The sequence below is a fragment of the Methanomassiliicoccus sp. genome, from assembly GCA_012719175.1.
In the GTDB taxonomy this organism is placed as follows: domain Archaea; phylum Thermoplasmatota; class Thermoplasmata; order Methanomassiliicoccales; family Methanomassiliicoccaceae; genus UBA6.
Genome location: JAAYAX010000013.1, coordinates 106604 through 130968, shown reverse-complemented (window position 1 = coordinate 130968; position 24365 = coordinate 106604). Strand labels below are relative to the sequence as shown.

Annotated in this window: 22 protein-coding genes and 2 pseudogenes; 11 read left to right on the top strand and 13 right to left on the bottom strand. The window is 57.9% G+C overall.

Annotation, left to right across the window (positions count from 1 at the left end; translation table 11 throughout):
- Nucleotides 1-182 precede the first annotated feature (182 nt).
- Nucleotides 183-1919: a Vps62-related protein gene (locus tag GXX95_10080; protein NLT38487.1), complete on the bottom strand. Its 1737-nt coding sequence runs from the start codon at nucleotides 1917-1919 to the stop codon at nucleotides 183-185.
- A gap of 259 nt (nucleotides 1920-2178) precedes the next feature.
- Between GXX95_10080 and GXX95_10075 the strand changes: the two genes are divergently transcribed.
- The 4 genes from GXX95_10075 (at nucleotide 2179) to GXX95_10060 (ending at nucleotide 5589) form a co-directional block, all read left to right on the top strand.
- Nucleotides 2179-3285, top strand: a complete 1107-nt coding sequence (locus tag GXX95_10075; protein NLT38486.1) for an aminotransferase class I/II-fold pyridoxal phosphate-dependent enzyme — start codon at nucleotides 2179-2181, stop codon at nucleotides 3283-3285.
- 143 nt (nucleotides 3286-3428) lie between these two features.
- Nucleotides 3429-4022, top strand: coding sequence for a hypothetical protein (locus tag GXX95_10070; protein ID NLT38485.1), 594 nt, complete (start codon nucleotides 3429-3431; stop codon nucleotides 4020-4022).
- Nucleotides 4023-4080: 58 nt separating this feature from the next.
- On the top strand, nucleotides 4081-5241 hold the full coding sequence (locus GXX95_10065; GenBank protein ID NLT38484.1) for an MFS transporter: 1161 nt from the start codon (nucleotides 4081-4083) through the stop codon (nucleotides 5239-5241).
- 27 nt (nucleotides 5242-5268) lie between these two features.
- Nucleotides 5269-5589 carry a hypothetical protein gene (locus GXX95_10060; GenBank protein NLT38483.1) on the top strand — a complete coding sequence of 107 codons (321 nt, stop codon included), beginning with the start codon at nucleotides 5269-5271 and terminating at the stop codon, nucleotides 5587-5589.
- Between the two features lie 131 nt (nucleotides 5590-5720).
- On the opposite strand, the gene GXX95_10055 is transcribed toward GXX95_10060, so the two are convergent.
- On the bottom strand, nucleotides 5721-5927 hold the full coding sequence (locus tag GXX95_10055) for a hypothetical protein (protein NLT38482.1): 207 nt from the start codon (nucleotides 5925-5927) through the stop codon (nucleotides 5721-5723).
- 133 nt (nucleotides 5928-6060) lie between these two features.
- Between GXX95_10055 and mvk the strand changes: the two genes are divergently transcribed.
- Nucleotides 6061-6987, top strand: a complete 927-nt coding sequence (gene mvk, locus GXX95_10050) for a mevalonate kinase (GenBank protein NLT38481.1) — start codon at nucleotides 6061-6063, stop codon at nucleotides 6985-6987.
- A 131-nt stretch (nucleotides 6988-7118) separates the two neighbouring features.
- Here the strand turns inward: mvk and GXX95_10045 are convergent, their stop codons facing one another.
- The 4 genes from GXX95_10045 to GXX95_10030 form a co-directional block, all read right to left on the bottom strand.
- A complete protein-coding gene (locus GXX95_10045; GenBank protein NLT38480.1) occupies nucleotides 7119-7310 on the bottom strand; it encodes a hypothetical protein in 192 nt (63 codons plus the stop codon).
- Nucleotides 7311-7573: 263 nt separating this feature from the next.
- The gene (locus tag GXX95_10040; protein ID NLT38479.1) at nucleotides 7574-8764 is read right to left on the bottom strand and encodes an NAD(P)/FAD-dependent oxidoreductase; all 1191 of its coding nucleotides are present in this window, start codon (nucleotides 8762-8764) and stop codon (nucleotides 7574-7576) included.
- Between the two features lie 4 nt (nucleotides 8765-8768).
- Nucleotides 8769-8936, bottom strand: coding sequence for a 4Fe-4S binding protein (locus GXX95_10035; protein ID NLT38478.1), 168 nt, complete (start codon nucleotides 8934-8936; stop codon nucleotides 8769-8771).
- Between the two features lie 9 nt (nucleotides 8937-8945).
- Nucleotides 8946-10499 (bottom strand): radical SAM protein, encoded by a 1554-nt coding sequence (locus GXX95_10030; GenBank protein ID NLT38477.1) that lies wholly within the window; start codon nucleotides 10497-10499, stop codon nucleotides 8946-8948.
- Nucleotides 10500-10579: 80 nt separating this feature from the next.
- On the opposite strand from GXX95_10030, the gene GXX95_10025 reads away from it, so the two are divergent.
- From GXX95_10025 to GXX95_10015, 3 genes are all read left to right on the top strand, one after another.
- A complete protein-coding gene (locus GXX95_10025) occupies nucleotides 10580-11326 on the top strand; it encodes a TrmB family transcriptional regulator (GenBank protein NLT38476.1) in 747 nt (248 codons plus the stop codon).
- A gap of 114 nt (nucleotides 11327-11440) precedes the next feature.
- The gene (locus tag GXX95_10020) at nucleotides 11441-15553 is read left to right on the top strand and encodes a lamin tail domain-containing protein (protein NLT38475.1); all 4113 of its coding nucleotides are present in this window, start codon (nucleotides 11441-11443) and stop codon (nucleotides 15551-15553) included.
- Nucleotides 15553-16923 carry a mechanosensitive ion channel family protein gene (locus tag GXX95_10015; GenBank protein ID NLT38474.1) on the top strand — a complete coding sequence of 457 codons (1371 nt, stop codon included), beginning with the start codon at nucleotides 15553-15555 and terminating at the stop codon, nucleotides 16921-16923. The genes GXX95_10020 and GXX95_10015 overlap by 1 nt, the downstream gene beginning before the upstream one ends.
- Nucleotides 16924-17018: 95 nt before the next feature.
- On the opposite strand, the gene GXX95_10010 is transcribed toward GXX95_10015, so the two are convergent.
- From GXX95_10010 to GXX95_09990, 5 genes and pseudogenes are all read right to left on the bottom strand, one after another.
- Nucleotides 17019-18305, bottom strand: a complete 1287-nt coding sequence (locus tag GXX95_10010; protein NLT38473.1) for a cation:proton antiporter — start codon at nucleotides 18303-18305, stop codon at nucleotides 17019-17021.
- 146 nt (nucleotides 18306-18451) lie between these two features.
- On the bottom strand, nucleotides 18452-19717 hold the full coding sequence (serS, locus tag GXX95_10005; protein ID NLT38472.1) for a serine--tRNA ligase: 1266 nt from the start codon (nucleotides 19715-19717) through the stop codon (nucleotides 18452-18454).
- A gap of 21 nt (nucleotides 19718-19738) precedes the next feature.
- On the bottom strand, nucleotides 19739-20023 hold the full coding sequence (locus GXX95_10000) for a YhbY family RNA-binding protein (GenBank protein ID NLT38471.1): 285 nt from the start codon (nucleotides 20021-20023) through the stop codon (nucleotides 19739-19741).
- Nucleotides 20024-20120: 97 nt separating this feature from the next.
- Nucleotides 20121-20348 (bottom strand): annotated as a pseudogene (locus GXX95_09995) (hypothetical protein).
- Nucleotides 20349-20544: 196 nt separating this feature from the next.
- Complete coding sequence (locus GXX95_09990; protein ID NLT38470.1) at nucleotides 20545-20910, bottom strand: hypothetical protein; 366 nt, start codon at nucleotides 20908-20910, stop codon at nucleotides 20545-20547.
- Between the two features lie 163 nt (nucleotides 20911-21073).
- Here GXX95_09990 and GXX95_09985 point away from each other — a divergent pair, with 163 nt between their 5' ends.
- The 3 genes from GXX95_09985 to dph2 all read left to right on the top strand — a co-directional run bounded on the left by GXX95_09985 (nucleotide 21074) and on the right by dph2 (nucleotide 23089).
- Nucleotides 21074-21400 carry a helix-turn-helix transcriptional regulator gene (locus GXX95_09985; protein ID NLT38469.1) on the top strand — a complete coding sequence of 109 codons (327 nt, stop codon included), beginning with the start codon at nucleotides 21074-21076 and terminating at the stop codon, nucleotides 21398-21400.
- A gap of 131 nt (nucleotides 21401-21531) precedes the next feature.
- On the top strand, nucleotides 21532-22050 hold the full coding sequence (locus GXX95_09980; GenBank protein NLT38468.1) for a 50S ribosomal protein L16: 519 nt from the start codon (nucleotides 21532-21534) through the stop codon (nucleotides 22048-22050).
- Nucleotides 22051-22102: 52 nt separating this feature from the next.
- Nucleotides 22103-23089, top strand: coding sequence for a diphthamide biosynthesis enzyme Dph2 (gene dph2, locus GXX95_09975; GenBank protein NLT38467.1), 987 nt, complete (start codon nucleotides 22103-22105; stop codon nucleotides 23087-23089).
- Here the strand turns inward: dph2 and GXX95_09970 are convergent.
- Together GXX95_09970 and GXX95_09965 are read right to left on the bottom strand one after the other, a co-directional pair.
- Nucleotides 23090-23422 (bottom strand): annotated as a pseudogene (locus tag GXX95_09970) (winged helix DNA-binding domain-containing protein).
- On the bottom strand, nucleotides 23403-24287 hold the full coding sequence (locus GXX95_09965; GenBank protein ID NLT38466.1) for a winged helix DNA-binding domain-containing protein: 885 nt from the start codon (nucleotides 24285-24287) through the stop codon (nucleotides 23403-23405). Before GXX95_09965 ends, GXX95_09970 begins: the two are co-directional and overlap by 20 nt.
- Nucleotides 24288-24365 lie beyond the last annotated feature (78 nt).

Here is a 24365-nt window from a genome sequence, read left to right as displayed (position 1 = left end):
AGTACAAGAACCATTACCGGAGTCACGGTTCCTTTTTCCAAGGACAGGCCACAGCGAGATATCACCTTCACATATTATGGACGGTGATTGGGGGGTCAGTCCAAAGGTCCTTCCTCGCAGTTGGAGGACCAGGGTCAGAAATGATGGAAAAGGGTTTGACGGGCCCTGAAGGCCCTTTGACATCAACTCTGGATTTCCTGAGGCATCGTCGTCGCCGGTGCCGCCTCTCTCTTGCGCGACATCAGCACCAGCACCCCGCCGGCTATCAACAGCAGCCCGGCCACGGTCAGAACATAGGCGCCGATCCCGATGCCCCACAGAAGCCCCACAGTTCCGTAGTCAGGTGTGACCACCTCCACATCGCCACCCAGTGGATTGCTGGCAATGGTCGAAAGCACCTCCTCCATGGAAGCATCCCCTATCGGCACATTGAAGCCGCTGAGGAGACCTACCAGCGATCCAACGACCACCAATGTGATGATCAGCGGGAGCAGCAGGGCGATCCCCCTGGTCAGGTACTTTAATCCCGCTCGTCGGGGGCGCTGTGCCACCAACGACATTATGAAAGCGAGGAGGCCGACCACTATCAAGGCCCAGATGGGGAAGGGCAGGGCCGCTATCTGCTGCACCCCGCCCTGTATCAGGGTGTTGATGCTTATCCCTGATATGCCATCCACGAGAAGCACCCGCTGGTAGCCGTCGGTGGCGAACTGGCCGGTCTGAACATTGGCGGACGCCTCATAGAAGGGCAGGAACGCGCCTATGAGACCCAGGACAACCCCGGCAATGACCAGGATGTTGCCAATCTTCTGCCCGGTTCCCCCGCTGAAATCCAAGAGGGAGATGATCGGCTTGATTTGTTCTCCCTTCCTACGCTTGACCATTATCCGTCCGACCATGAGCACCAGGGCTATGATTAACAAGGCCACAAGGATGAGCCACATGAACGATAGCAGGAGCTCCAGGGTGAGAACCCACTCATCTAGGGCCTCCCGCGAATCGGCCCAACCCAGGCCCGACCACATGGTCCCAGCCATGCGGTAGGCCGGCCCCTGAGGTCCCCTTTGCCCCATGAAGTCCGATGTCTGGTTCCCCCAGTCCCCCCAACGGCCAGAGTAGTCGATCCAGCCCTGGTCCGCAGGGCGGTTGCCGGCCCCGGTCTCGCCCAGTACCACGAGGTCGTAGTCCACAGGCCTCAGTACCTTCCCGTTCCCGGCGACCTCATCCTGGGCTGGTCCCATCTTGCCCTGGAAGGACCGGAAGTAGTTGGCATGGCTGCCCTTGGCCACATAGGCCACGGGACCGTCCCCCGCCTTCTCCACCTGGGACCATGCTGCCTGCTGGCCCGCTTCATGCTGGCTGTAACCTACCATTATCGGCTCGAGGTCATCGTCGAGGATGACCTCGATCATCTCCCAGTCCCCCTCGTGATCATTGTAGGTCCCGAAATTGAACACATAGAAGAACCAATACTGGACGGCCACCTGGGTCCCATCTGTGGTCACATGGGAGTACACCGTGTATCCCAGAGAGCTCTCGTTGGACCTGTAGGCGTCGATGATCCCACGGTCCTCTATTGTGCCCAATTGATTGTCAAGGTAAAAGTTGCGAGTGGTGCTAGAGTAGCTGGCAAGGCCTGCTGACGTGGGATCGGCCGTTATCAGGACGGCAGTATCGGCCACGCTCTCGTTCAGATTGCTGTTGTTAATGAAATACGATACGGCGACCGGATACACCTCCTCCCCGCCATGGAAGTACAATGTCGGAGAGTACTTCTCAGCGAGGGTCCCCTCCTGCTCTGGGGTGAGGGTCACCGCGCCCCCTGCCCCCCAAGGTATGGCGAGAGCGATCATCGCCACCACCAGCATCCACAAGGTCATTGCCACTAAGAAACCTGTTCTACGTTCGTGCATCCCCATTTGATCTCTCTCCGATTACGACAGCCAATTAAAAGGGCTCGAGTTTGTGATCGGCCACGGCAGGCCGTTCCTGAGCCACATCCGTATCGCTCTTGGAATATAAATATCCAGATATCCATATTCTTGCAGGGATGGCATTTCTGAACGAGAAGTTAGGAAAAGCTCTCTTCTGTCCTGTGAACGGACAGATACCCCCTCGGTCAGCAAAAGGCATATACCCTGTTAGACGTTCTCACGCCTCATGGTCTCCAAGCGTGTGATGTCGATCAAGCCCTCGGGCGTAAGAGAGATATTTGAGATGGCGAGCAGGAACGCCATAAACCTAGGGCTGGGCGAGTTGGACTGCGTTCCCCCGGTGGAAGCCCGGGAGGCGTACAAGGAGGCTCTGGACAAGGACTGCCACCGATACGGGCCCACCAAGGGGATCGATGAGCTCCGGGATCTGATCGCGGGAAAGGTCCAGAAGTACAGGAAGGACATAGGGAGGGAGAACGTCATCATCACCGCGTCCGGGACCCAGGGAACGATGGCGACCTTCCAGACACTATTCGATCCTGGCGATGAGATCCTGATCCCGGAACCTGGATTCGTCCTGTACGAGCCGGACAGCATGCTCGCGGAGGCAAAGCCAGTTCCATACCCCCTCCTCGATGAGGACGGTTTCCAGCCCGACATCGAGGCCATGAAGGAGCTGATCACTCCGAGGACCAAGGGTCTGGTGGTTAATTCTCCGTCCAATCCCACCGGCTCGGTGCTGACGCGGGAGAACTTCCAAGCCCTGGCGGACCTGGCCACCGACAACGACCTGTGGGTGGTGTCCGATGAGGTGTACGAGGATTTCATCTACGACGGTAAGCACCACTCCTTCAATGAGCTCATCGAACGTTCGGTGGTACTCAACTCCTTCTCCAAATCATTCGCCGTCCCCGGTTGGAGGCTCGGCTACCTGACAGCACCGCTGGACCTGGTGAACCACATCGCGAAGATGCAGTACCAGCTGGTGGCCTGTCCCCCCACCACGCCGCAGTATGCCATCGCCAAGGTGTTCGATATCCAGGAGAAGTTCACCAAGGACCTCAATCCGCTGTTCAGGCGACGAAGGGATATCATGGTGGACCGGCTCAACGATATCGAGGGGTTCAAATGCCACAGGCCCGAGGGAGCCTTCTACACCTTCCCCTCGTACGAGAAGGACATTGATTCCAGAAAGCTGTCTCACACGCTGGTCGCCAACGGCGTCATCAGCGCACCGGGCTCAGCCTTCGGCGAGCGGGGGGAGGGACACTTGCGCTTCTCCTACGCAGCCTCCGAGGAGAGCATCGAGAAGGGCCTGGAGATCGTCAAAAAGGTGGTCGAAGGGCTTTGACCCCCTACTATAGGTGATAAAGAGGGTCTTTATACCGGCATGTCCTTTATTCGAACGACCAACGCCCGCCTCTAGCTCACTGGACACTTCGCGCGAAGGAACGGTGGGGCGGAGGGAAATGCACCTGAACGGGGAGATCAAAATTGAAGAGCGATAAGAAGACCGTAAGGCCAGTGAAAAAAGGCAACTCGAAGATGGACAAGGCAGTAAGGGGAAAGCCTATCCGCAGCAAGAAGCCGGTGAAGACCAATGACCTCCCCTCATGCGAGGAGCTGGTCGAGGACCTGGACACGTTGGCCGAGAGGGTGATCTTCGGCAAGAACCAGAACCGCAGCTATGCACTCAGGGATGCATGGTTCCCCAGCCTTGTAGAGGTAATATCCGACAAGTCCGTGCCCCAGGAATCCCGGGAAGAGGTACTGTTCCTGACCCTGACCAACGCCCTGCTGGACATGACCATGGACGTCGTTCCCGAAGACATGGCTCTGGCCTACGCCCGCAACCTCGATGACTACATCACCGTGACCATGGTGAACCAGAAGTACGACGTGGACCTCCTGAGGACCTTTCGAGAGGACTTCAAGAAGAGCGAGGGTGACAACTTCAGCAATGAGGAGAATCTGACATCGGCGCTCGCACAGTTCGAGGAGGAGTGGTGGAACAAGCCTCGTGACGATCTGGACGGAAAGACCCCCAACGATGCCTTGGAAGAGATGGCTGACAAGTACAGCCTGTGAACGATATTGAGGTGGGCCCCTGCGGCCTGAGTTCCGTCCGACCCTGGTACTGTCAGTAGTGGCGTTCTTCGTGATGATGGGGGTCTCCATCATCTCACCGGTGCTGCCCGCCTACGCCCTTGGATTTGGTGTATCCCTCGGCCTCGTGGGTCTTCTCATCTCCGCCTTCGCCGTGGCCCGAGTACTTCTGGACATCCCCGCGGGGATGTTCGCTTCCTTGGTGGGCATGAAACGCTTCATGCTGCTGGGCCTGATTATAATCGCCATCTCCTCAATAGCGGCGGGTCTCGCCGTCAATTATGAGATGCTCCTCACCGCCCGGATCATGGAAGGAGTAGGCTCCGCACTGTACACCACCACCTCCATAACCGCCGTTAGCCGCCTGGCCCCCGAGGGGTCCCGTGGCGTCCACCTGTCCTTCTACATCAGCATGTTCCTGGTCGGCACGTCCTTCGGACCAGCCGTGGGAGGCTTTGTCGCGGACCACTTCGGGCTGGGGGCTCCTTTCCTGGTATACGGATTGTGCGCTGCCGTATCCACCCTCATGGTGGTCTACTGGATAGAGGACGTGCGGCCTGAACCTGGGGAGGCCAAGATCATAACCCTACGTCAACTGGGAAGCCTGTTCGTACGCCTCGATCTCCTGGCCATCAACCTTGCGACCATAGGCATCTTCGTGACCCGCCAGGGCATCCTCAACACCATGGTACCCCTGTTCTCCAAGTACAACCTGAACATGGGTGAAGGGACGTTGGGAGCGATCCTTACCGTTGGAGCCGTGTGCAACCTGGTAACGATGGTCCTGGCAGGGAGGTTGACGGACATCTACGGGCGAAAACCCTTCCTCTTTGGTTCCATCGTGCTGCTGGCCCTCCTCACCCTCCTTATACCGATGGTGACCGATGCCCTGGGACTGACCCTGATCCTCATGGCCATTGGCCTGACGATAGGGTTGTCGGGCCCCATCGCAGCGTGGATTGCCGACGTCTGCGTCCCCGCGGACCTGGGGGGCGCCATGGGCCTGTTCCGAACCATGGGGGACCTGGGCTTCGTCATCGCCCCGATAGCGCTGGCCTCCATCGCAGGGGAGGCGGGATCACCGATAGGAACAACCCCCTTCCTGGTGGCGGCCGTGGTGATGGTGCTCGTGGGGCTGCCGCTGCTAAGAATAAAGGACCCTGTCGCCGAGAAGCGAAAGGCCTCCGCTCAACGTTTATGACCTCATCAAGGATAGTGATATCAGGACATGAAGCTGGAGGTCCACACTTTCGATCCTGAACTTATATGCGTCCTCATGGGAATGGGGTCCGTTCCCGAAGGCTGCGACCTGGCCCTAGGTGACGATGCCTACTTGACCTACCGCAGGATGTTCACGGGCCGGGTCAAGCACTTCCCCATAATACTCCATTTTGATGTAGAGCTGCGGTCAGAGCGCGGGGCCTGCAGGGTAGTGGACTGGCTTTTCGAGAGGTCCACCGGGCGCAACGTGGAGAAGGTCGTCGTGGAGTATCAGGACGTGCGCATGGACGCTGCCCAGATGCGCATCCTGCTGGGTTGCGGGCGTTGAGCTCACACCACTCGGTCATGAAAAATTGCCTGCACCCTGTCGGCCCTGGTATAAGGAGGCCGGCGTCGACCCCTCCTTGGGCTTCCATGGTGCGTTGTTCTGGATAAAACCATTATGCTTTGAGCGTCCGTTCATCTGGAAAGGGCATATTGGGTGATCTGGCAGAGCATTATCTCCCACCTGCCGTCACTCTCCGGGGACCTCAGGGACCGCTGTAGCTTGGACATACCCGAAACGTAATAGGGCATGGCCTGGTCCGGCGTATCGAAAACCTTCCACTCCACCATCTCACCATTCAGCGTGGTCATGACCGCGCACCTGTCCGTCAACATCATCATCTCCTTTCTCTTACGGAATTTTATTAGAACTAGGCATATATTAAGATATCCTTATTCACAAATGTCCATAACCTTGTCCTGAGATGACTGGACAATAGGAAATGGTTTAATCCTGGAAGTGAATGGGACGGACATGGTGGTGACATCGGCGCCTGGAAAGGTGATCCTCCTGGGGGAGCACGCTGTGGTCTTCGGGAGGCCGGCTATTGCCCTGGCCATCGGTCTGAGGTCAAGATGCAGGGCCCAGGTCGTTGATGACCAGACCGGCGCTGGAGGACTGACGATGTCCCATCAAGGCTCATACATCAATACCGCCATCGAACAAAGCTGGAACGGGGGACCGTTAGAGGTCGAGATCCAATCTGAACTGCCTTCCGGTTCAGGCCTGGGCTCGTCGGCAGCAGTGACCGTGGCCACTCTGGGGGCCATCGCCAGCCTGAAGAACGAGTTCGCGGAAGAGGCCATAGCCCGACAGGCTTTCGACGTCGAATCCCTGGTGCAGGGTAGGGCCAGCCCCATCGATACATCCGTGTCCGCCCATGGAAAGGGCATATTCATCTCCTCTGAGCGCGGGCCCGATCTTCTATGGCACATATCCAAGGACACTCGCAGCTGGTACATCCACGACTGCACGGTTCCGGACATGACCCTGGTGGTGGGGTTCACTGGTTACAAAGCGCCCACGGGCCCGTTGGTGGCCAAGGTGAAGCGGTACGTCGACCGCACCCGCTTCGCCAGGGAGATCATCGACGAGATAGGCGCAATCACTCTGGAAGGACTGCAAAGAATGGGATCAGGGGACGTCGAAGGCCTGGGGAGGCTCATGAACCGGAACCACGGCCTTCTGAGCATTTTGGGAGTATGCACTCCTCCATTGCAGAAGTTGGTCAACGCCGCGCTCCCCTACTCCTATGGTGCTAAGCTCACCGGTGCCGGAGGCGGCGGTAGCATGATCGCTCTCACCGATGCCCCCGAGAAGGTCGCCAAAGCTATTCGAAATCGGGGAGGGATCCCGTTCATCGTCGATACAGGAGTTGAGGGTGTTAAGGTCGAGACCTGATGCGAACTCACATCTTGGGACCATGCGTATCCATTAGAAAGATCGATATTGTAGACCAACATCCCAACATATCGTCCTTACCAAACGTGTTTTTTATAAGGGAAGAAAAGGGTTTGTTGAAAAGCCACTGTTCACTGATATGCGATGACTGTGGCCTTCAAGCTCTTTTCGACCTTCTGAAGCTCCTTTACCTGCGCGTCAGAAAGGTTAGCGAACTCCGTCGGCTGATACGCTATCAGGACTACGCCTAGCTCGTCCTCGAGCTTCTTGATCTTGCTGAGATTTGCTACAGATAGTTGCGCTGTTTGAGGTAGGCAGACCATTTGTTCACCTTGACATATTATAGTTCTTCTTCCTATTTTTTAATTGTCTGGCTAGGAGAAATCATCCAATAATGGATCATTATGGAGAGGGCATCCCATCAATACTCCAGGGAAAACCGATGGACCGGTATGGACCCCCCACGAAAGAGATACAGAAATCTTTGGTTCATGATGTAAATAGTTAGCTTGGACCGTATCGATCTGAGCAAGGCCAGTCCTTTTTTTCAAAAAGTAAGGAAAGAGGGTTCTAAGGGGTTTGGTGCCTAAATAAGGTCCTCGAACTCCTTGACCAGGTCAGGATGGTGGGCCTTCACCACGGCCAGGAGGCTCTGCACCGAGAGCTTCTCCACGCCCACCATGGTCATGGTGTGGACCAGCTGGTCCAGCACCTCATCGCTCAGGGTGGTGAGCTTCTCCTTGGCCATCCAGTTCCTCCACAGCTTGTTCTCATAGCGGTCCCTCCAGGCCTTCTCATACTCCTGGAGCACGTTCATGGACAGGTCCCCTGCCATCACGCCCTTCGCCAGCACCTTCCCGGCGAACTTGCCGGCGACGCAGCTGATGGAGATGCCTCCTCCGGTGATGGGGTCGATCATCCTTGCCGAATCACCGACCAGCATGAGATTGTCCACGCACACCGAGTCCAGCGGGGCGCAGATGGACACCGCTCCGGCCACGGCTTCGAGGGGTTTGCCCTTTTTCAGGCCGGGGTTCTTGGCGATGAACCGGTCAAGGTACATCTTGGGATCGCCCGGGCTCTTGACCTTGGACAGCTGCACCCCGATGCCGACGTTGGCAGTGTCCTCGTCCTTGGGGAACACCCACACGTAGCCGCCAGGAGCGGCGGAGCCCAGGGTGAACTCGCAGTAGTCAGGGTCGTAGTCGATGTTGGTGAGGCGGTACTGGTAGCAGGTATCGATGTCCGCCGTGGTCAGGCTGGTGTCGATCCCGGCCCATCTTCCTATCTGCGATTCGTACCCATCGGCGCCCACCACGCACTTGGCCCGTATCTCGACGGGCTCGCCGTAGGATTGAGCTCTCACACCCACGATCTTACCGTCCTCCTTGATCAGGGAGGTGGCGGAGGTCTTCAGCAATATGTCCGCGCCGGCCCTCGCCGCATCCCTGGCCAGGGCCTTATCGAAGAAGACACGGTCCACGACCCAGCCCACCTCGTTGCCGGCGTTCTTCTCGTCCACCAGGAAGGTGTGTCCAGACGGGGAGACGATCTTGGCGCCTCGGACCTCACGAGCGACCCACTTAGGGTCCACGGTGATGCCCACTTCTTCCAGCCACTGCTTGGAGATGCCCTCGCCGCAGCGCACGGGGGAACCTATCTCCTGGCGCTTCTCGATCATCAGAACATCCGCGCCGCCCAGGGCCGCCCACTTGGCGGTCATGCTTCCGGCGGGACCGGCGCCCACTACCACTACGTCATGCTCTACGCGCTTCATCCTCTCATCTCTCCATGGTGATGGCGCTGACGGGGCAGACCTTCAAACAGCGACCGCAACGGTTGCACTCCTCGCCGAAGACCAGTACCAGGTCGTTCAGGAAGATGGCGTTCTGGGGGCAGGAGCCCACGCAGGCGCCGCAATGATGACACTTCTCAATCGATACTAACATCCACACACCTCAGGTATATTCATCGCCCTTCGTCTTCCTCCACTCTGCCAGGGGAACGGAGAACTTCTTCTCCACCTCCGTGCGGTAGGTAGGGCCTCCATTGTAAGCGCAGAAGGGTATGATGCGTCCATCGGGGATCACATAGTGGATCACACAACGCTTTACGCGCTCGATGTCGTAGTTATAATCGTCCTGGAAGTGCATCGAGGAGATCAGCATCATGCTCCACGAGAACTTTGCCAACCCTTCCTTGGTGTTGTTGCTGAAGACGTTGGTGAGAACGTTCAGGAACTGGCTGGTGGTAAGGCCTTCAGGCATCTTGCTCTCGTCCATGTGATCCTTCAAGATTTTTCTGGCCTTGAGCAGGGAGAGCTTGGGGAACGTGGCGTCGGCGGTCTTCTTGGACAGATCGTACAGTTCCTTGAACATTCCCTCTACGTCTACGAACTGGGTCAAGGGGACGACGGTCTTGTCGTCCTTGACAAACCAATAGGTGGCCATGCCGCAGTGGGGATGGGAGGTGAAGGTCACCTTGTCATGGCCCAGCAAGGCAGAGGCGTAGGTGGAGATGGGCACGACCACGGGCACGGGGTACCAGTCCTCCTCCTTGGCGTAGCCGGTCTGGCTCTCCACGTCCCGGACGAGGTCGGGGATGGTGTAACGTCCTTCCTCCCTCTCCTGCTGATCTATGCGGCCGGTGAACGCCACTGGCTGGAAGTTCACGGCCCGGACCACATCGCGGTTTTCGATGGCGAACCTGATGATGTCACCTATCTGGTGATCGTTGAATCCCTTGACCAGGGTGGGGACCAGAACGATGGAGGGGCGGTGCTCCTTGAGATTGCGCACGTTCTCGATCGCCTTCTTCTTGATCTCCACCATGGGCCTGGCCCTGGTCTTCATGTAAATGTCGTCGGTGATACCGTCGAACTGCAGGTAGATAGTGTTGAGACCCGCTTCCGCGCACTTCCTTGCGAACTCCGGGTCCTCGGCGAGCTTGATGCCGTTGGTGGCCATCTGCACCTGGGCGAACTTCAGCTCCTTGGCCTTCTTAATAACATCGAACAGGCGGGGGTAGACAGTGGGCTCGCCGCCGGAGAACTGCACCGCGGTGCACGGGACAGGTTTCTCCGCCCTCAGCGTCTCCAGCATCTTCACCACTTCTTCATATGAGGGCTCGTAAACGTAACCGGCCTGGTTGGCGTTGGCGAAACAGATGGGGCACCTCATGTTGCATCTGTTGGTGAGATCAAGATTGGCCAGTCCTGTATGGCTGAGGTGAAGGTTGCACAGGCCACAGTTGTCGGGACAGGTCCTGGCGTTCTGGATGAGGGCGTTGCTGACGCCGATGCCGTCGTAGGCGAACTTCTCGGCTTTAGTGTAGAGACCGACATTGGACCAATAGACATCGGTCACCTTGCCATGCTCGGGACAGGTCTTCTCCATCAAGACCTTGCCTTCGGACTCGAATATCCTGGCCGCAACTACCTTCTTACACTCTGGACACAGGGATTGCGTCTCCTTTGGCAATCCTTTCTTCAACATGCTGTCTTTTGCGATCATATGAGTGTCATCCCGCGGGCGTAGAACATCCATGAGATAATTTAATACTATTGTAGCCTATAAAGCGACAAGGATGGGAAATGATCGATCAAACTGTTCTGACACCCGGGGGTCCCGACGCCCTGGAGAAGGAGGACCTGATAATTCTCCTAAAAAAGACGGGATTGTCTGACTATGAGGCGAAGGCGTACTTGGCCCTGGTCAGGCGCTCCCACGGCTCAGCCGAGGATGTAGCTGATGTAGCGGAGATCCCCAGAACCTCCGCCTATAAGGTCCTGGAGTCGTTGCAGAGAAAGAACTTCGTTAGCTCTCGGGGAGGTCGCCCGGCGGTGTTCTACCCCGTGCCTCCTTTGGAGATACGGGACCGCATGTCCGCTGAACTGGAGCGGACCTTCACCAGCCTGGATAGGATCAGGGGGACCCTCACCGATATGGGAACCCCCCAGCTCGTATACACCCTCGTGGGAAAAGAGAAGATACTGTCCAAGATCGGGGACCTTCTTGACCAATGCAATGAGAGGTTCTTCCTGTCGTCGCCGGAGCTCCTGGAGATCACTAATGCCTTCACTACCAAGTTCGCCAATGCCATGAAACGGGGTGTGAGGGTCACCGTGGTGGCAGAGCCATCGGCACGCGTCCCGGACGCCACTGAGGTGATCCGAAGGAAGGACCTTCTGGCTACAGATGTGGTAATGGACAGCGAGGTGGCGCTCATGGCCACCCCTGACCTAAGCATCTGCGGTTTCACCGACAACGCCTTCCTAGCCGCTCATCTGGATAATTTCTTCCAGATGTCGCTGGAGAGGCCGATGGACTCGATACGGTGAAGGCATTTTGGGCATGAGCGTAGTTTGCAGTTAGCTCTCTCCCTTTTTATTCGCGGGGACGTGCCATGAGCGATGACACGATCTCCTCGGAGAGGCAAAGGGAAGCGCTGGTCTGTGGCCGGCAACAAGGCTCAGATGCCGTTCTCCATAGTAGCGGTACTGCTGCTGGTTCTATCATCAGCAAGCATAGCCTTGATCTACGGCTCAGACATGCAGAAGGAACGGGCGAGGATCCCCCAGGAGACCCTGGAGGACATGATGCGGGTCATGGATGAAGGTTGCGAGGACGTGGCCCGCCTGGCATATTCGGCAGCGGCGGATACCGTCCTAAGCGTCCGCTCCCTGAACAGCACAGTTGTCCAGGAGAAATTCATGTCTGCCCTCGCCTCATCCCTAGAATCCACATTCTCTTCCGATGATGGAATCATGTCCGTGAAGGTGCTGCCGAACCTGTCGCTCGTCTACCTTAACGGGAACATGATAGATCCGCTCATACAGCGCAGCCACGACCTCTCTTCATCGAAGATAAGCAGCATACCGGCTTACGCAGCCGTTGTGGGTAACTTCACCATCGAGGTTCACTGTCCCCTGGGGATGCTGACCAAGACCACGGAGCTCGAGAAGGACGTCTACATACCCATGCCTCTTCTGACCTACCGCCTCGGCCAGATGTCCGCTTCCCTCGACTCCCGGGGGGAGCTGGAGAACATCGTCAGGTACGAACTGGCTGCCCTGGCCCAGGACCGGGTCCTCCGGGGCTATGGCTCCTACGCCAAGACCGGACCCATGAGCACGGAGGCCATCCTCACCGCTGAGGACGTGGTACGTGCGGTGGAGATGGCGCTTCTGCTCCAGGAACTGAGGTACTTCCACGACCTGCCCTCATCAGCCGGTCCTGCTTGGGAGGCCGTTGACGATATGGTCCTGGGGCAGGAGGGGTACTTGGATCCTGCCGACCTCTTCCTGCGTTCCTATGGCGAGGACGGTATAGATCTGACCGCGCTTGTAGCCCAGTCCCTATATGCACGGGCCGATGCCATAGTCCTCCGGTGGATGGAATACCTTGGCTTCCTGGAGCTGGCCGATAAAGCTGAGGACTTATGCAAGGGAATCGAAGGGGGTCTGTGGTCCGTTGTCGATCTCGTAACTGGAGGGGATAGGGACCAGGCCAGCATGATAGGCTACATATCCCAGGCGATGACGGACGCGGGCTTCGCCGAGGAGAACTACCGGTGGCACAACTATGGTGGAGGGGATATCATCGTGACGCTTCCCAGCTACCGTATCTGTCTCTACGATGACGCCGGACAGGCGGTCTGCCCCTACTTCCAGGGCTCCTATGCGGTTGATCTGCCCAGCATCGACCTCTTTGCTTCCGAGGAGTGGGGTGAGCTCTTTGATACCTATCGTTCCGAGACCCATATCCTCGCTGAGGGGATGAAAGGATATATCCAAGCCATTGCCCAGGGCATCGCCTCCCACTGCAGCCTCCCCTTGATGCACCTTGAGCTTGATCCGGAGGACGACCTTAGCTACGTTCAGGAGATCGACAGACAGCTGCAGGATGCGTTCACGGACCGCTCCTCCTGGCTTGACCCCGCCCTGCAAGAGATAGAGGAGATTGGCAAGGTCCGCGACGGGCTTGCACAAGCGGTCATCGATTTCACGGGAAACCATTGGATCGAGCTCATGCAGGTAAACCGTTCGGTATACGCTGCCGTTCAGGAGCTCAGCGTCACCCTCGCCGCCCAGCTGGAGGGCCGACCCGGATTCTCATCTGCTTCCATCGCCGAGGCCCGGGATACTATACTGATGTTCCTGATGGGGGACGGATGGGGAGCGCGGGAGGCTATCATGGAAAGTGTCCTTGACCGGGCCGACCCCATACTTGATATGCTCAACCGTGCCCTGTCCCAGAGGTATGCTGAAGTTGATCCTGATGTTGGCTTCCTCGCAAGCGGTCTGACCATCCTGCCCGGGGTCGGCGCCCTCACCTCTCTTTCAGTGATGGAGACCGTGGAAGGCATGGCCAACGGACTGGCCGCCCAGGGCGGAGGGCTGCGTCTGCCCCTGTCCTCCGGCGGCCTGATGCTGACCCTCGCCGATGGTCAGCAACGCACCGAGAACATCGCAGTGGACCGTTCCGCTCTCCGTTCTGCGAGCGTGGGGCAGGCTGGATCCTTGGACGTGGACATCACCCTTCCCTGGGATTTCGAGCGCAACTCCACCTACCCCAACCGTCACGTCACCGAGGTCATGAACATGACCTCATCCCCCTACCTTACCCAATGGAGCATCGCGTACGAGGGGCAGCTGGACATAATGATCAGGTCCGGTTCTGCGGACGCTCCTTCCACCAGCTGCTCGGCCATAATTTCACTGTGCTCTAGCTTCAACATCGTGGCCTTCAGCGGATGGGGGTTGAAAGGAGTATCGTATGAACCCACTGCCACCCTTATAGGGGATATCCAGGGATTCCTGCTGAAAGCATGGGACTTCCTTGAGGAGGCGGTCCTCGCCGTCGGGGGAACGATAGGGAACGCCTTCCAGCTCTTCAACTGGTTTGTCGAAGGCCTACTGTCCTTCTCCACCCAGGGCCTGGAGGCGCTGAACGACCTGTTCACGGAGATCATTGACAGGATGACGGCCGCTGTCGAAGGCTACCTGGAGAGCATGGTGGGGCTGGTGGCGGAGAGCTTCCTGACCATATGGGGAGGAACGGTGATCGACCTGACCGTTCTGGGCCTGGACCTGAGCGTGCAAATCGCTCCCCAGGATTCGGTCCTGGCAGGGGTCAAGGACCTGATGAGGGTGGATATTGAACAATCCTTAATGGGCGTGACCCTGGTCTCGTCGCTGAGGGTGCTCCGTCTGGCCACCGGCGAACATGCCTTAGCTGCGGCGGTCTCTCTGGGCGAGGACGACTGGAAGGTCGGCATCACCGTCGATCCATCGTGCAAGGTGTTCTCCCATGAGGTGGAGGTCCGCGGTTATCTCGGCGGCAGCGTCCTGGAGGTGTTCTTCCCGGAGGTGGAGCGCAGTGAGAAGATTTCCCTTGCACTTAGCGACATACCGGGTGTGTCCCAGTTACTGAGGTGCATCCCCTCCCCTTTGCCGGGTACCAAGTTCCACATTGATGCCCGCATGGAGCTGAGCTTCAACGTTCCCCATCGTCCGGAGGTCATGATTAACGAGGTGGAGCTGAACCCGCGGGGTACGGACCGCTCACGGGAATGGGTAGAGCTGATCAACCCCACCGACGAGGCGGTGGACCTGAACGGATGGGCCCTGGTCTCATCACGGGGGCAGGCGCATGTGGAAAAGCTGAGCGGGACCCTGGAGGCCCATGGCATCTGGGTCCACCAGTTCACCGGGCAGGCCCTCGACAACGGTGACGTCGAAGGCTTCCCCCTGCAGGAAACGCTCGCTCTACTGGACGAGCAGGGCAACAGGGTGGACTCCGCACCGTGGCTCCAGGACCTGAAGGATGATGAACGGACATGGCAGCGCACCTACGACGGCTCGTCAAGCTGGGAGATGCGGGAGGGCAGCAAGGGAGTGTCCAACGGCAAGGTCCTATCGGCCGATGCGGACCTGGCGGAGGTGACCGCCCTTATGGTCGACTGCTTCCAGCGGTCGGCTCAGAAGGTCATCGGTTCGAGCATGGACGTTACCACCCTCAGGGACGTGATCGCCGATGCCCTGTACTGTCTCGAGGACCGCCTGCTGGATTCTGTAGAACAGGCCGTCTCCTCCCTCCGGTTCTCATTGGAACTGGGACTTGACGATGTCACCGGGTCCCTGGGAGGGGGGCTGTTCGCGGCCCTCGTTTATGATGGAAAGGCCATCCGCGACTGCCTGGAGTGGTTCGTGGACACGATCGGGGAGGTGGTCAGGGACCCCCTCAACCCTCAGGTGGCGGGATCGCGCGCCCCCGTCCCCATCGCCACCCTGGCAGAGCATGTTCTCATCGAGGCTGGCGCCTACCTTCAGGTCAGCGCCCCGGACCTGGTCGAGGACTTAGTGGGCATCAAGATCACAGCCAAGGCAGTGATCCGAGTGGCCCTTGGAAACGTGGTACACATAGGCCAAGACCCGGGCTCGGCCGTCCACTTCGGACTGGTGGCGGGAGGATTCCCGGGCGCGAGCATAAGGACGCCGATCGGCCTGGCAGCGGTGGACAGCTATGACGTTTGGTTGCTGAAGGGGGTGCTGAGGACGGAGTGATGCAAAGTTCAATAACGGGGTCGTCGATATTCCGCCCTATGGTATGGGTGCCAGCGCTCCCCATGTTGGAGATGGGAGATGCCGAATGGATGAACGATGTGGGGTGGCCTATCCTCGCTCTCGTAGGAGTATTGACCGTTTCCCTCTATCTGTGGTCATATCTCAGCAAGAACTATGAGATATGGAAGGCACATGAGGGCCGGTACTTCGACTTTGAGGTCCTGGAGGCCTCGAGGAGAATGGCCTTCATTTTCATAGTGTCTCTCCTCTTCCTCTGCTGCTACGTGGTCGTGTCCCTGGTGTTCCACCTGACCACCCATCCTGACTGGCCCGAAGTGACCAGCGCTGTGTTCAAGCTGTTCGCCATGCTAATCATAATACTCGCGGCCAGACTGGTGGTCATGGTGCTCAACAGGATGGCTCGCAAGCATGGTACCGAGACGGCTGCCGGCACGAGGATGCCTGCAGCCCTGGAGTACTCGGCCGTGATCTTGAGCTACATCATCTACATCGTCTCGTCCATAGTGGTGCTGCTTCTCGCGGTCTCGATCTTCACCGAGGACCTGGACCTGCTCTTCAGCAACATCGGGGCTTTCCTCTCGACGAAGAACCCTGCCATACTGGGGACCATCGCCGTGATTGTGGGCATCTACCTCGCTATAAAGATGGAGGAGACCATCCTCGAGGATGTCAAGTTCCGCTCTCGCAAGTTCAATCCCCAGGTTATCGACCTCATCCAGGTGGGGATAAGGTACATCCTTACCATCATCGGTGTCCTCATCGTCCTCTATAACCTGTTCTACATAATCGAGATGGGCGACGTGGGCGTGCTGCTGGTCCTGGTCACCCTCATCTTCATAATCCTCGGCATCGTGATGGCCCATTCCACCGTGCAGAACATCATATCTGGACTGGTGCTCATGGACGTCACCCCCTTCGATGTGGGGGACCGCATCCGTATAATGAACGACATGGTGGGGGACGTCTTCGAGAAGGGCCTGGTGTTCACGAAGATTAAGACGCTGACGGGGGAGATTGTGGATATACCGAACAGCAAGGTCATAAGGCAGGATATAACCAACTTCTCCAGGCTCCCCTCCCATGGAGTGGTGCTGAACTTCGACGTATCCTTCGAGATACCCCATGAGATGGTGGAGAGCTACGTCAAGGAGGCGCTGCAGGGGGTGGAGGGCATACTCAACGATCCCAAGCCCTCGCTGCAGGCCGAGGAGATCAAAGGTCGCGTTATCCGCTACAAACTAGTGTTCTTCACCAAGGACGTGCAGCGCGAGGCAAGCCTGCGCTCTGCGGTGATCAATCGTATCCAGGACATCTTCCATACTGAGGGGCACAAGTTCCTCGGGGCCTGATCCACCAGGTAGCGGTCTATCGTCATAGGGGTCTCCCTAGTTGTATGAGGACGTTCCGTCCAGCCCCTCCCCAGGACCACCAGGGGCGATCTGGCTCACTCAGATTGCTCCGGCAGCTTGCACTCCCCGTACTTCCTGCGGAAGGCCCAGGTGAGCAGGAACGGCGCTATGATGGTCGTGGCCATGGACATGAAGACCACCACGGAGAACATGTCCTGGGATACGACCTGCATGCCGAACCCGATGGACGCGACGATGATGCCCACCTCTCCCCGGGGGACCATGCCCACACCGATGATGGTGCTGGTCTTCTTCCCCATCTTCAGCGATCCCAGGCCGCATCCGACGACCTTTGTCAACACGGCCAGTATGGTAACAATTATTGCCAGGAAGAGGACGTCGCCAAAGGACGAGATGTCGACGAGCATGCCAGTGTAGATGAAGAAGAAGGGGACCAGGAACTCGTTGATGGAATCAAAGTCACGCTCGCACGGCCACTTGTCCTTGAACTCGGCGAAGGCCATGCCTGCGAGGAATGCTCCGATGATGGCCGCCAGGCCCACGTAGGATGCGACGAAGGAAAGGGCAAAACAAATAAGCAACGCCAGAGGAAGAGGGGAGAGCACAGGTTTCTTCTTCTCCACGCATAGAATATCCTCATCTGGATCGCTGGCCTTGTTGCGGTTCCTGCGGTCCTCCACCCGTCTGCGCGCATGGGGCATCATGATGGAACCTACGAAGATCACTGCCAGGACAAATACGATCCCCGAGGCTGAGACCAGTATTATCTCCAGTATCCCGGTGTTGCCTCCAGAGGCGACCCCCACTACTATGGCCAGGACGATCATGCCGAGGACATCATCGATGACGGCAGCGCCAATTATGACCCTGGCCTCCACGGACTGGGTGAGGCTCAGGTCGCTGATGACCCGGGCGGTTATTCCCACGCTGGTGGCCACCATGGCCGCACCGATGAACAGCGCCTCGGTCTGACCATGGCCGAAACCTAGTATCAAGGCGAAGCCTGCGAGGAAAGGTAGGATGACTCCGAGGACCGCGACCAACGTGGCGGTCTTTCCTACCTTGCGCAGCTCCGAGAACGGGGTCTCCAATCCCACCGCGAACAGCAGGAAGATGACGCCCAGCTCACTCAGTATCTCGAAGAAGGAGATGTCCTTGTCAAGGCCCAGGATGTTGAACAAGGATACGTCCGGACCCAGGCCCAGCATGCTCAAGGGGATGGTGGTGGCCACCAGGATACCTGCCAAGATCTCCCCGATGACTGCCGAGACCCCCAGGCGCTCGCATACCATGCCGAAAAGCTTGGCGAGGAGGAATAGGACGAACAGTTGAAGAAGGACGGCCTCTATCGACAGATCCATGGTCACAACCTGTTCCCGGATGGAAAAACTTCGTTATAATGTCTGGGATACTGGTTGCTGGACCCGTAATCCATGTTGCTCAGCCAACCTGTTGTCGTTAAGTACGGGCCGATCGTTGGATCGGTAGGGCCAGCCACCTCGCCCTTCTACCCAATGATCTCCTGGCCCTGCATGTAGGGACGCAGGACTTGGGGGATGGTTATGCTGCCGTCAGCGTTCTGATAGTTCTCCATGACCGCGACCATAGTGCGCGGAAGGGCCAGGCCAGATCCGTTAAGGGTGTGCACGAACTCGCTCTTGAGGTGCGGTTCCGGCCGATACTTGATGCGCGCCCGTCGTGCCTGGAAGTCGGTGAAGCAGGAGCACGATGACACTTCCAGCCACTGTTCCTGACCGGGAGCGTAGGCCTCCAGGTCATAGGTCTTAGCGCTGGCGAATCCCATATCCCCGGTGCACAGCAGCTGCACTCTGTATGGTAGCTCCAATCCCTGCAGCACGGCCTCGGCATCGTCCCTAAGAACCTCCAGCTGAGCGAACGAGTTCTCAGGAAGGAGGAACTTGACCAGCTCCACCTTGTTGAACTGGTGCACACGTATGATGCCACGGGTATCAGCGTTCCTTCCCGCCTCCCGGCGGAACGAGGGCAGATATGCGGTGTAGGATATTGGCAACTGCTCCTTCTCGAAGATCTCGTCCTGGTGCAGGTTGGTCACGGGAACCTCAGCAGTGGGGTTCAGCCATAGGTCGTCCCTCTCGCACCAGTACATGTCGTCCTTCATCTTGGGGTATTGGCCAGTTCCAATGACCGCGGCCTTGTTCACTATGGCGGGCGGAAAGATCTCCGTGTAGCCCTGCCCGTGGTGTAGGTCCAGCATGTACTGGGTGAGAGCCCTGTCCAGTCGCGCGCCATCGCCTTTGAGCACAAAGAAACCGCTCCCCGTGATCTTGGTCCCGCGGACGAAGTCAATGATGTCCAGGTCCTCGGCCAGCTCGAAGTGCTTCTTAGGTACGAAATCGAAACGTCGTCCCTTCACGCCCCATGTCCTGATGGTCTGATTGTCATCCGAGGACGAGCCTACAGGCACACTGGCATCCGGAATGTTGGGAAGGTTGAGAACCACATCCGCCCTCGAGGCATCCAGCTCCATCACCGTGGCGTCTATCTGCTTGATCCTCTCTGAGACCCTGCGCATCTCTGCGATCATGCCCTGCTTCTCATCCCCTTTTAGACCAGGGATCGCCTCAGAGGCCCTGTTCCTCTCGTACTTTAGGCGGTTGCCCTCATCGACGAGCTTGCGCCACTCCCCGTCGATCCTGAGGAACTCATCAAGCACCTCCTCGGAGTAGTTTCTGTTCCTCAGGGATGTGCGTACGAACTCTGGGTCCTTCCGAATGAGATCGATATCGAGCATGGCCAGTGTCTCCTCTTCGCCCTAACGTGATTTCTCATCAAAAAGGCTTGCTTCACAGAGCAGGACCGTGAAACCACGGGTCTCCACGACCTTGGCGCCTGTCCTTCGGGCCAGTTCCTGTGCCACCTCGTTCTTGTCCTGGTCGGCCGCGGGAAGCACCCTGACCTTGACCAGCTTGCTCCTCTTTATCTGGGCCTTCACCTCCTCTATGATGCCCTCGCTCACACCCTCCTTTCCCACATGGATGGTGGGATCGAGCTCCGACCCCTTCTTGATCAGTTCCTTCTTGCTTAGCTTGACTGGCATTTTCGACACCTCTCTTTTCCTTGAGATAGGGCACACGCCTCACATGTCCGCATGCTAGGCAGTGCACGCTGACGCGGTTCGACCGTAGCCGGACCTGGCAATTTAGCCCTGGGAGCAAAGCCAACATGCACTCGGGACAATAAGGCCGCTCTTTGAGCATGGGAGTGTTGGTCCTCATGGCGATCGCCTGGGCCAGGGAAACGTACCGGCGGCTGCGAGCTTGATCGCCGCTCCTCGCCTCCACCGATGCCATGTCCATAAGCCGTCTCATCCTTCGACGAGCGATCCCCTTAATCTCCCTGTTGCTCAGACGTTTCTTGGCCATTTGCCGCCCTTATCCCTGCATCGAGAGAAGGAGGGGGATGAAATATGTTTGCTTAACTCTCTGGGAGGTCTCCTCGATAAGTGGCATGATGTTGCCGGCTCAGCACTTGACCAGAGATCATAGTTGGACACCTGTCTCTAACGCAACATAATTAACGGCAACGGGCCCAAAATACGATGGTTCGAGCGACGACCGATCAAACCTTCTCTTGAAGCTTTCTCAGACCTACGGACAGACCGCAGGTCATGGCCATGAAGGAGCCTATCATGATGGCCTCCATGACGTCCGCCTTGGACGCTCCGGACCTCATCGCCTGAGAGATATGGAGGTCCAGACAATGTTCGCTGGACAGAGCGGCACCTGCGGCCACAGCGGCCAGCTCCGCCTCCCTCTTGCTGAGGCTTCCTGGCTCCAGCAGGAGGCGTCGGGAAAGGTCTGTGTAGGGCATGAACAGGTCAGGCTCCTGGGCCAGGGCACCACAGATCAAGGGCATCTGCTCGTAGTGATCGGCGATCCTCTTCAACCGTTCCTCTATCTCTTTCTGCAGCTCTTCCTCTTTCATGCTCCCTCCGGCCGTTCTTATGCGGCAAGGTCTAAAAAAATTGTACGTTCCATCTCCTTTTTTATATGTTTCATCAAGAATCATTCTTGATTCTCATTATCTCGATGGAGTCCAATGCAATCTTATATATCGGTTGTAAGTAATTCCCACTCCCGGGGATGGCATGGATGCATTAACCGCCTCTGGCGTTATGAACGATGAATACGCGGCTCGCATACTTGTTTGGTCTATCGATAAGGCGAGGACCGCGTCCGAGATGAGCGAGAACCTGGGGATCCCCATCTCCGCCTGCTACAACAGGATCCGCATGCTTGAAGGCCTGGGATTGCTGAAATGCGTGGAGATGAAGATGTCAACCTCCGGAAAGAGGATAGCCGTCTATCAATCGATGCTTCGCAAGGCATCCATATTTATGGAGAGAGGCGAGGTAAGGGTAAAGTTGGAGCTTATCGACGGCAAGGTCGAGGACCTTAGCCTGGTCAGGAGCTAGACCTTACTTTAACGCCCGTGTCCAGACGATTTTTATACGGCCCGTCCCGCTACCCTTCTGGGCCATCACCCTTAAATACAAAAACAATAATGTAACCCACCCTCCAAGTTGAATTTCACAGGTGAATCTTTATGTCGCGCAAGCCCGGAAGAATGTACCGCCAGATAAGGGGCCAGGCCTACACCCGCAGGGAATATATGGGTGGTGTGCCCGCTCCTCGTATCAACACTTTCGACCTAGGTACCATCAACGGAGAGTTCCCGGTGGTCCTGAACCTCAGGATAAAGGAGCCCTGCCAGGTACGGCACACTGCCCTTGAGGCCGCTCGTATCGCGGCCAACAGGGCCCTGTCCAAGGGGACGACCAGTGCTTCCTTCCACCTGAAGATCCGTATCTTCCCCCATATCGTTCTGAGGGAGCACAAGATGGCTACCGGCGCCGGTGCGGACCGTGTGTCCGGCGGTATGCGCGGGGCTTTCGGTAAGGCCGTGGGAACCGCTGCCAGGGTCCAGAGCGGGGACACCATCATGACCATCCGGGTCACCCCCCAGGCGTTCAACGCCGCCAAGGAGGCGATGTGGAAGGCCTCTATGAAGCTCCCGTCCCCATGCTACATGGAGATAGAGAAGGGCGCCGAGCTTCTGACCTAAACAATTTCTTTAAAAACCACTTTATTTCTTATTCTCTGCGAGAGGTTTGTCATTGTACGACTTCAGATTGGCCGAGGTCGCCGAATGGATTGTGAGCAGGGACGCACGAACGGTGGCTGTCCAGCTCCCTGAAGGCCTGAAGGTCCATGCCCAGAACATCGCCTGCGATCTCCGGGAGAGGACAGGCGCGGACATCCTCATCCTCGGCGATCCCTGTTATGGAGCATGTGACTATGCCCCCTCCTTCTCTCGATACGCGGACGCCCTGGTGCAGTTCGGGCACGCGGAAATTCCATCCATGGCCTCCCCCGCGAACATCCTGTTCGTAGAGGTCTTCATAGATGTCGATGTCAGCGCGCTCCTGGAAAGGGCGTTGCCGGTGCTCCGTGATCGCGTTGGCCTTCTTACGACCGTACAGCACGTGCCTCAGCTCCCAAAGATAATGGATTGGCTGGCATCGCACGGGAAGGAGGTGCGCATAGGGAGGGGAGATGCCCGCATCAAGTTCGAGGGCCAGGTCCTGGGGTGCAACATAAGCTCCGTCGACCCCATAGTGAAGGATGTGGACCAGTTCCTGTACGTCGGGAGCGGTGACTTCCACCCCCTCATGGTGGCCATCGAATCAGACAAACCTGTACTGGTCTTGGACCCCCTTATGAACGAGGTGAGGGACATGGAGGATCTCAAGGAGAGGATCCTCAGGCAGAGGCACGCGGCCATTGTCAGAGCGGAGAGCGCGAGACACTTTCTCATCCTCGTGTCCACCAAGGTAGGGCAGGAGAGGTTGGAACTGGCAAGGAGGCTAAAGGACCTTGCAGAGGAGAACGACCGCTCGGCGGAGATCGTGCTCCTGGAGGAGATACACCCCGACCGACTGCTTCCATACCAGGCCGACGCGTACGTTTCCACCGCCTGTCCCCGGATCGCCGTGGACGACTACCTGCGGTACCCCAAACCGATCCTCACGCCGGTGGAGATGGAGATCGTCCTGGGGCTTAAAAAGTGGTCCGACTACTCCCTGGACAGCATCCAAGGGTGATCACGGACGGAGAGGTGGGGACACCTTCACCGCGGCCAGGTCCAGCTCCATCTGCCCTGCCATCCGAACGGCCTCTTCATTGATGCCCTCGATCGCTGACGGGCTGAGGTGACGGAAAGGCATCACCGACAGCGAGATGCGTCCACCCCTCTTCTGCGATCTCCAGGTCCCCACCACCTCTCCCTCGAAAAGGACCGTTCCCGGGCCACCAGCCATTCTCCACACGTGGTGGTGAAGTGATGTGTCCGGCAGCAGGAGCTCCCGGTCACGGGACTGCATATAGGGATCATGAGGAGGGAGGAGTCGCGCATCCTCAGGAACGGGGGGGTCTCTCCAGCTCCTCCCTGTCCGATGCCAAAAGCCACATACCTCTACCCCCGAGGCTGACCTGCATCACTTCCTCAGAGATGCATTTCCACATCTCCGAGACCTGCTGGGGATGGAGCCCGGACCAGGCCGCCATGCTTCCCGGAGTGGACGGTCCGTAACAGTGTAGGTACTTTCGCACCAGGTCCATCCGCGCCTTCAGCGGGTCCGATGGTGCCAGCGGATCAAGCCACTGGTCAGGGCGGACCAGCAGAGCGGAGGTACCTTTCCGAGGTCCGTGGCACACGGCCCCCGCCAGGGACCCAATGTACAAACCATACCCTACCAGAGTCTCTCCGAACCTACCGAAGGGACCAGGTGCGTTCCACAGATTGTGAAGGTTGGACGAAATTCTCGAGCACATCAGGTCCGCCACCTCCCCCGCCAGCCGAGCCTTGTTCAGACCTATGCCGTCGAGAACCTCCGTGACGGCCGGGAACATGATCTCCGTCAGCTCTGTAACGCTGAGTTCCACCTTATCCAGGCTATCGACCGCACCCTTTATGAAATGCCGTAGGAAAGTCTCCTCCCAGGGCAAGAGGCCCTGTGTGAATGTATGATAATCATCCACGGGAAAGATGTGTGGCGCCGCCCTTAGGCTCCATGCCTGGACAAGCATGCGATCGTCCTCAAGTTGATGCCGCACTTCATCTGGGGATATCCCATCGATCCTGGCAATGAGTGAAATGCTAGCAGAACCGGGGGGCGTGTTCTGAACCCCACAGGCCCCCACAACCTCTTTTAACGAAGAGCGGGGGTACCGGCGATCAAGATGTTGGGCAGAAAGACGACGCCAGAGGATCCTTTCCCGCTCACCCTTGGTGATGTTCACTCCCTCATGCCTCCATATGATGAGCCGACCCCTGGTAGCGGGGGCATGAACTATTAATCTAACCTTGGGCCATGACCC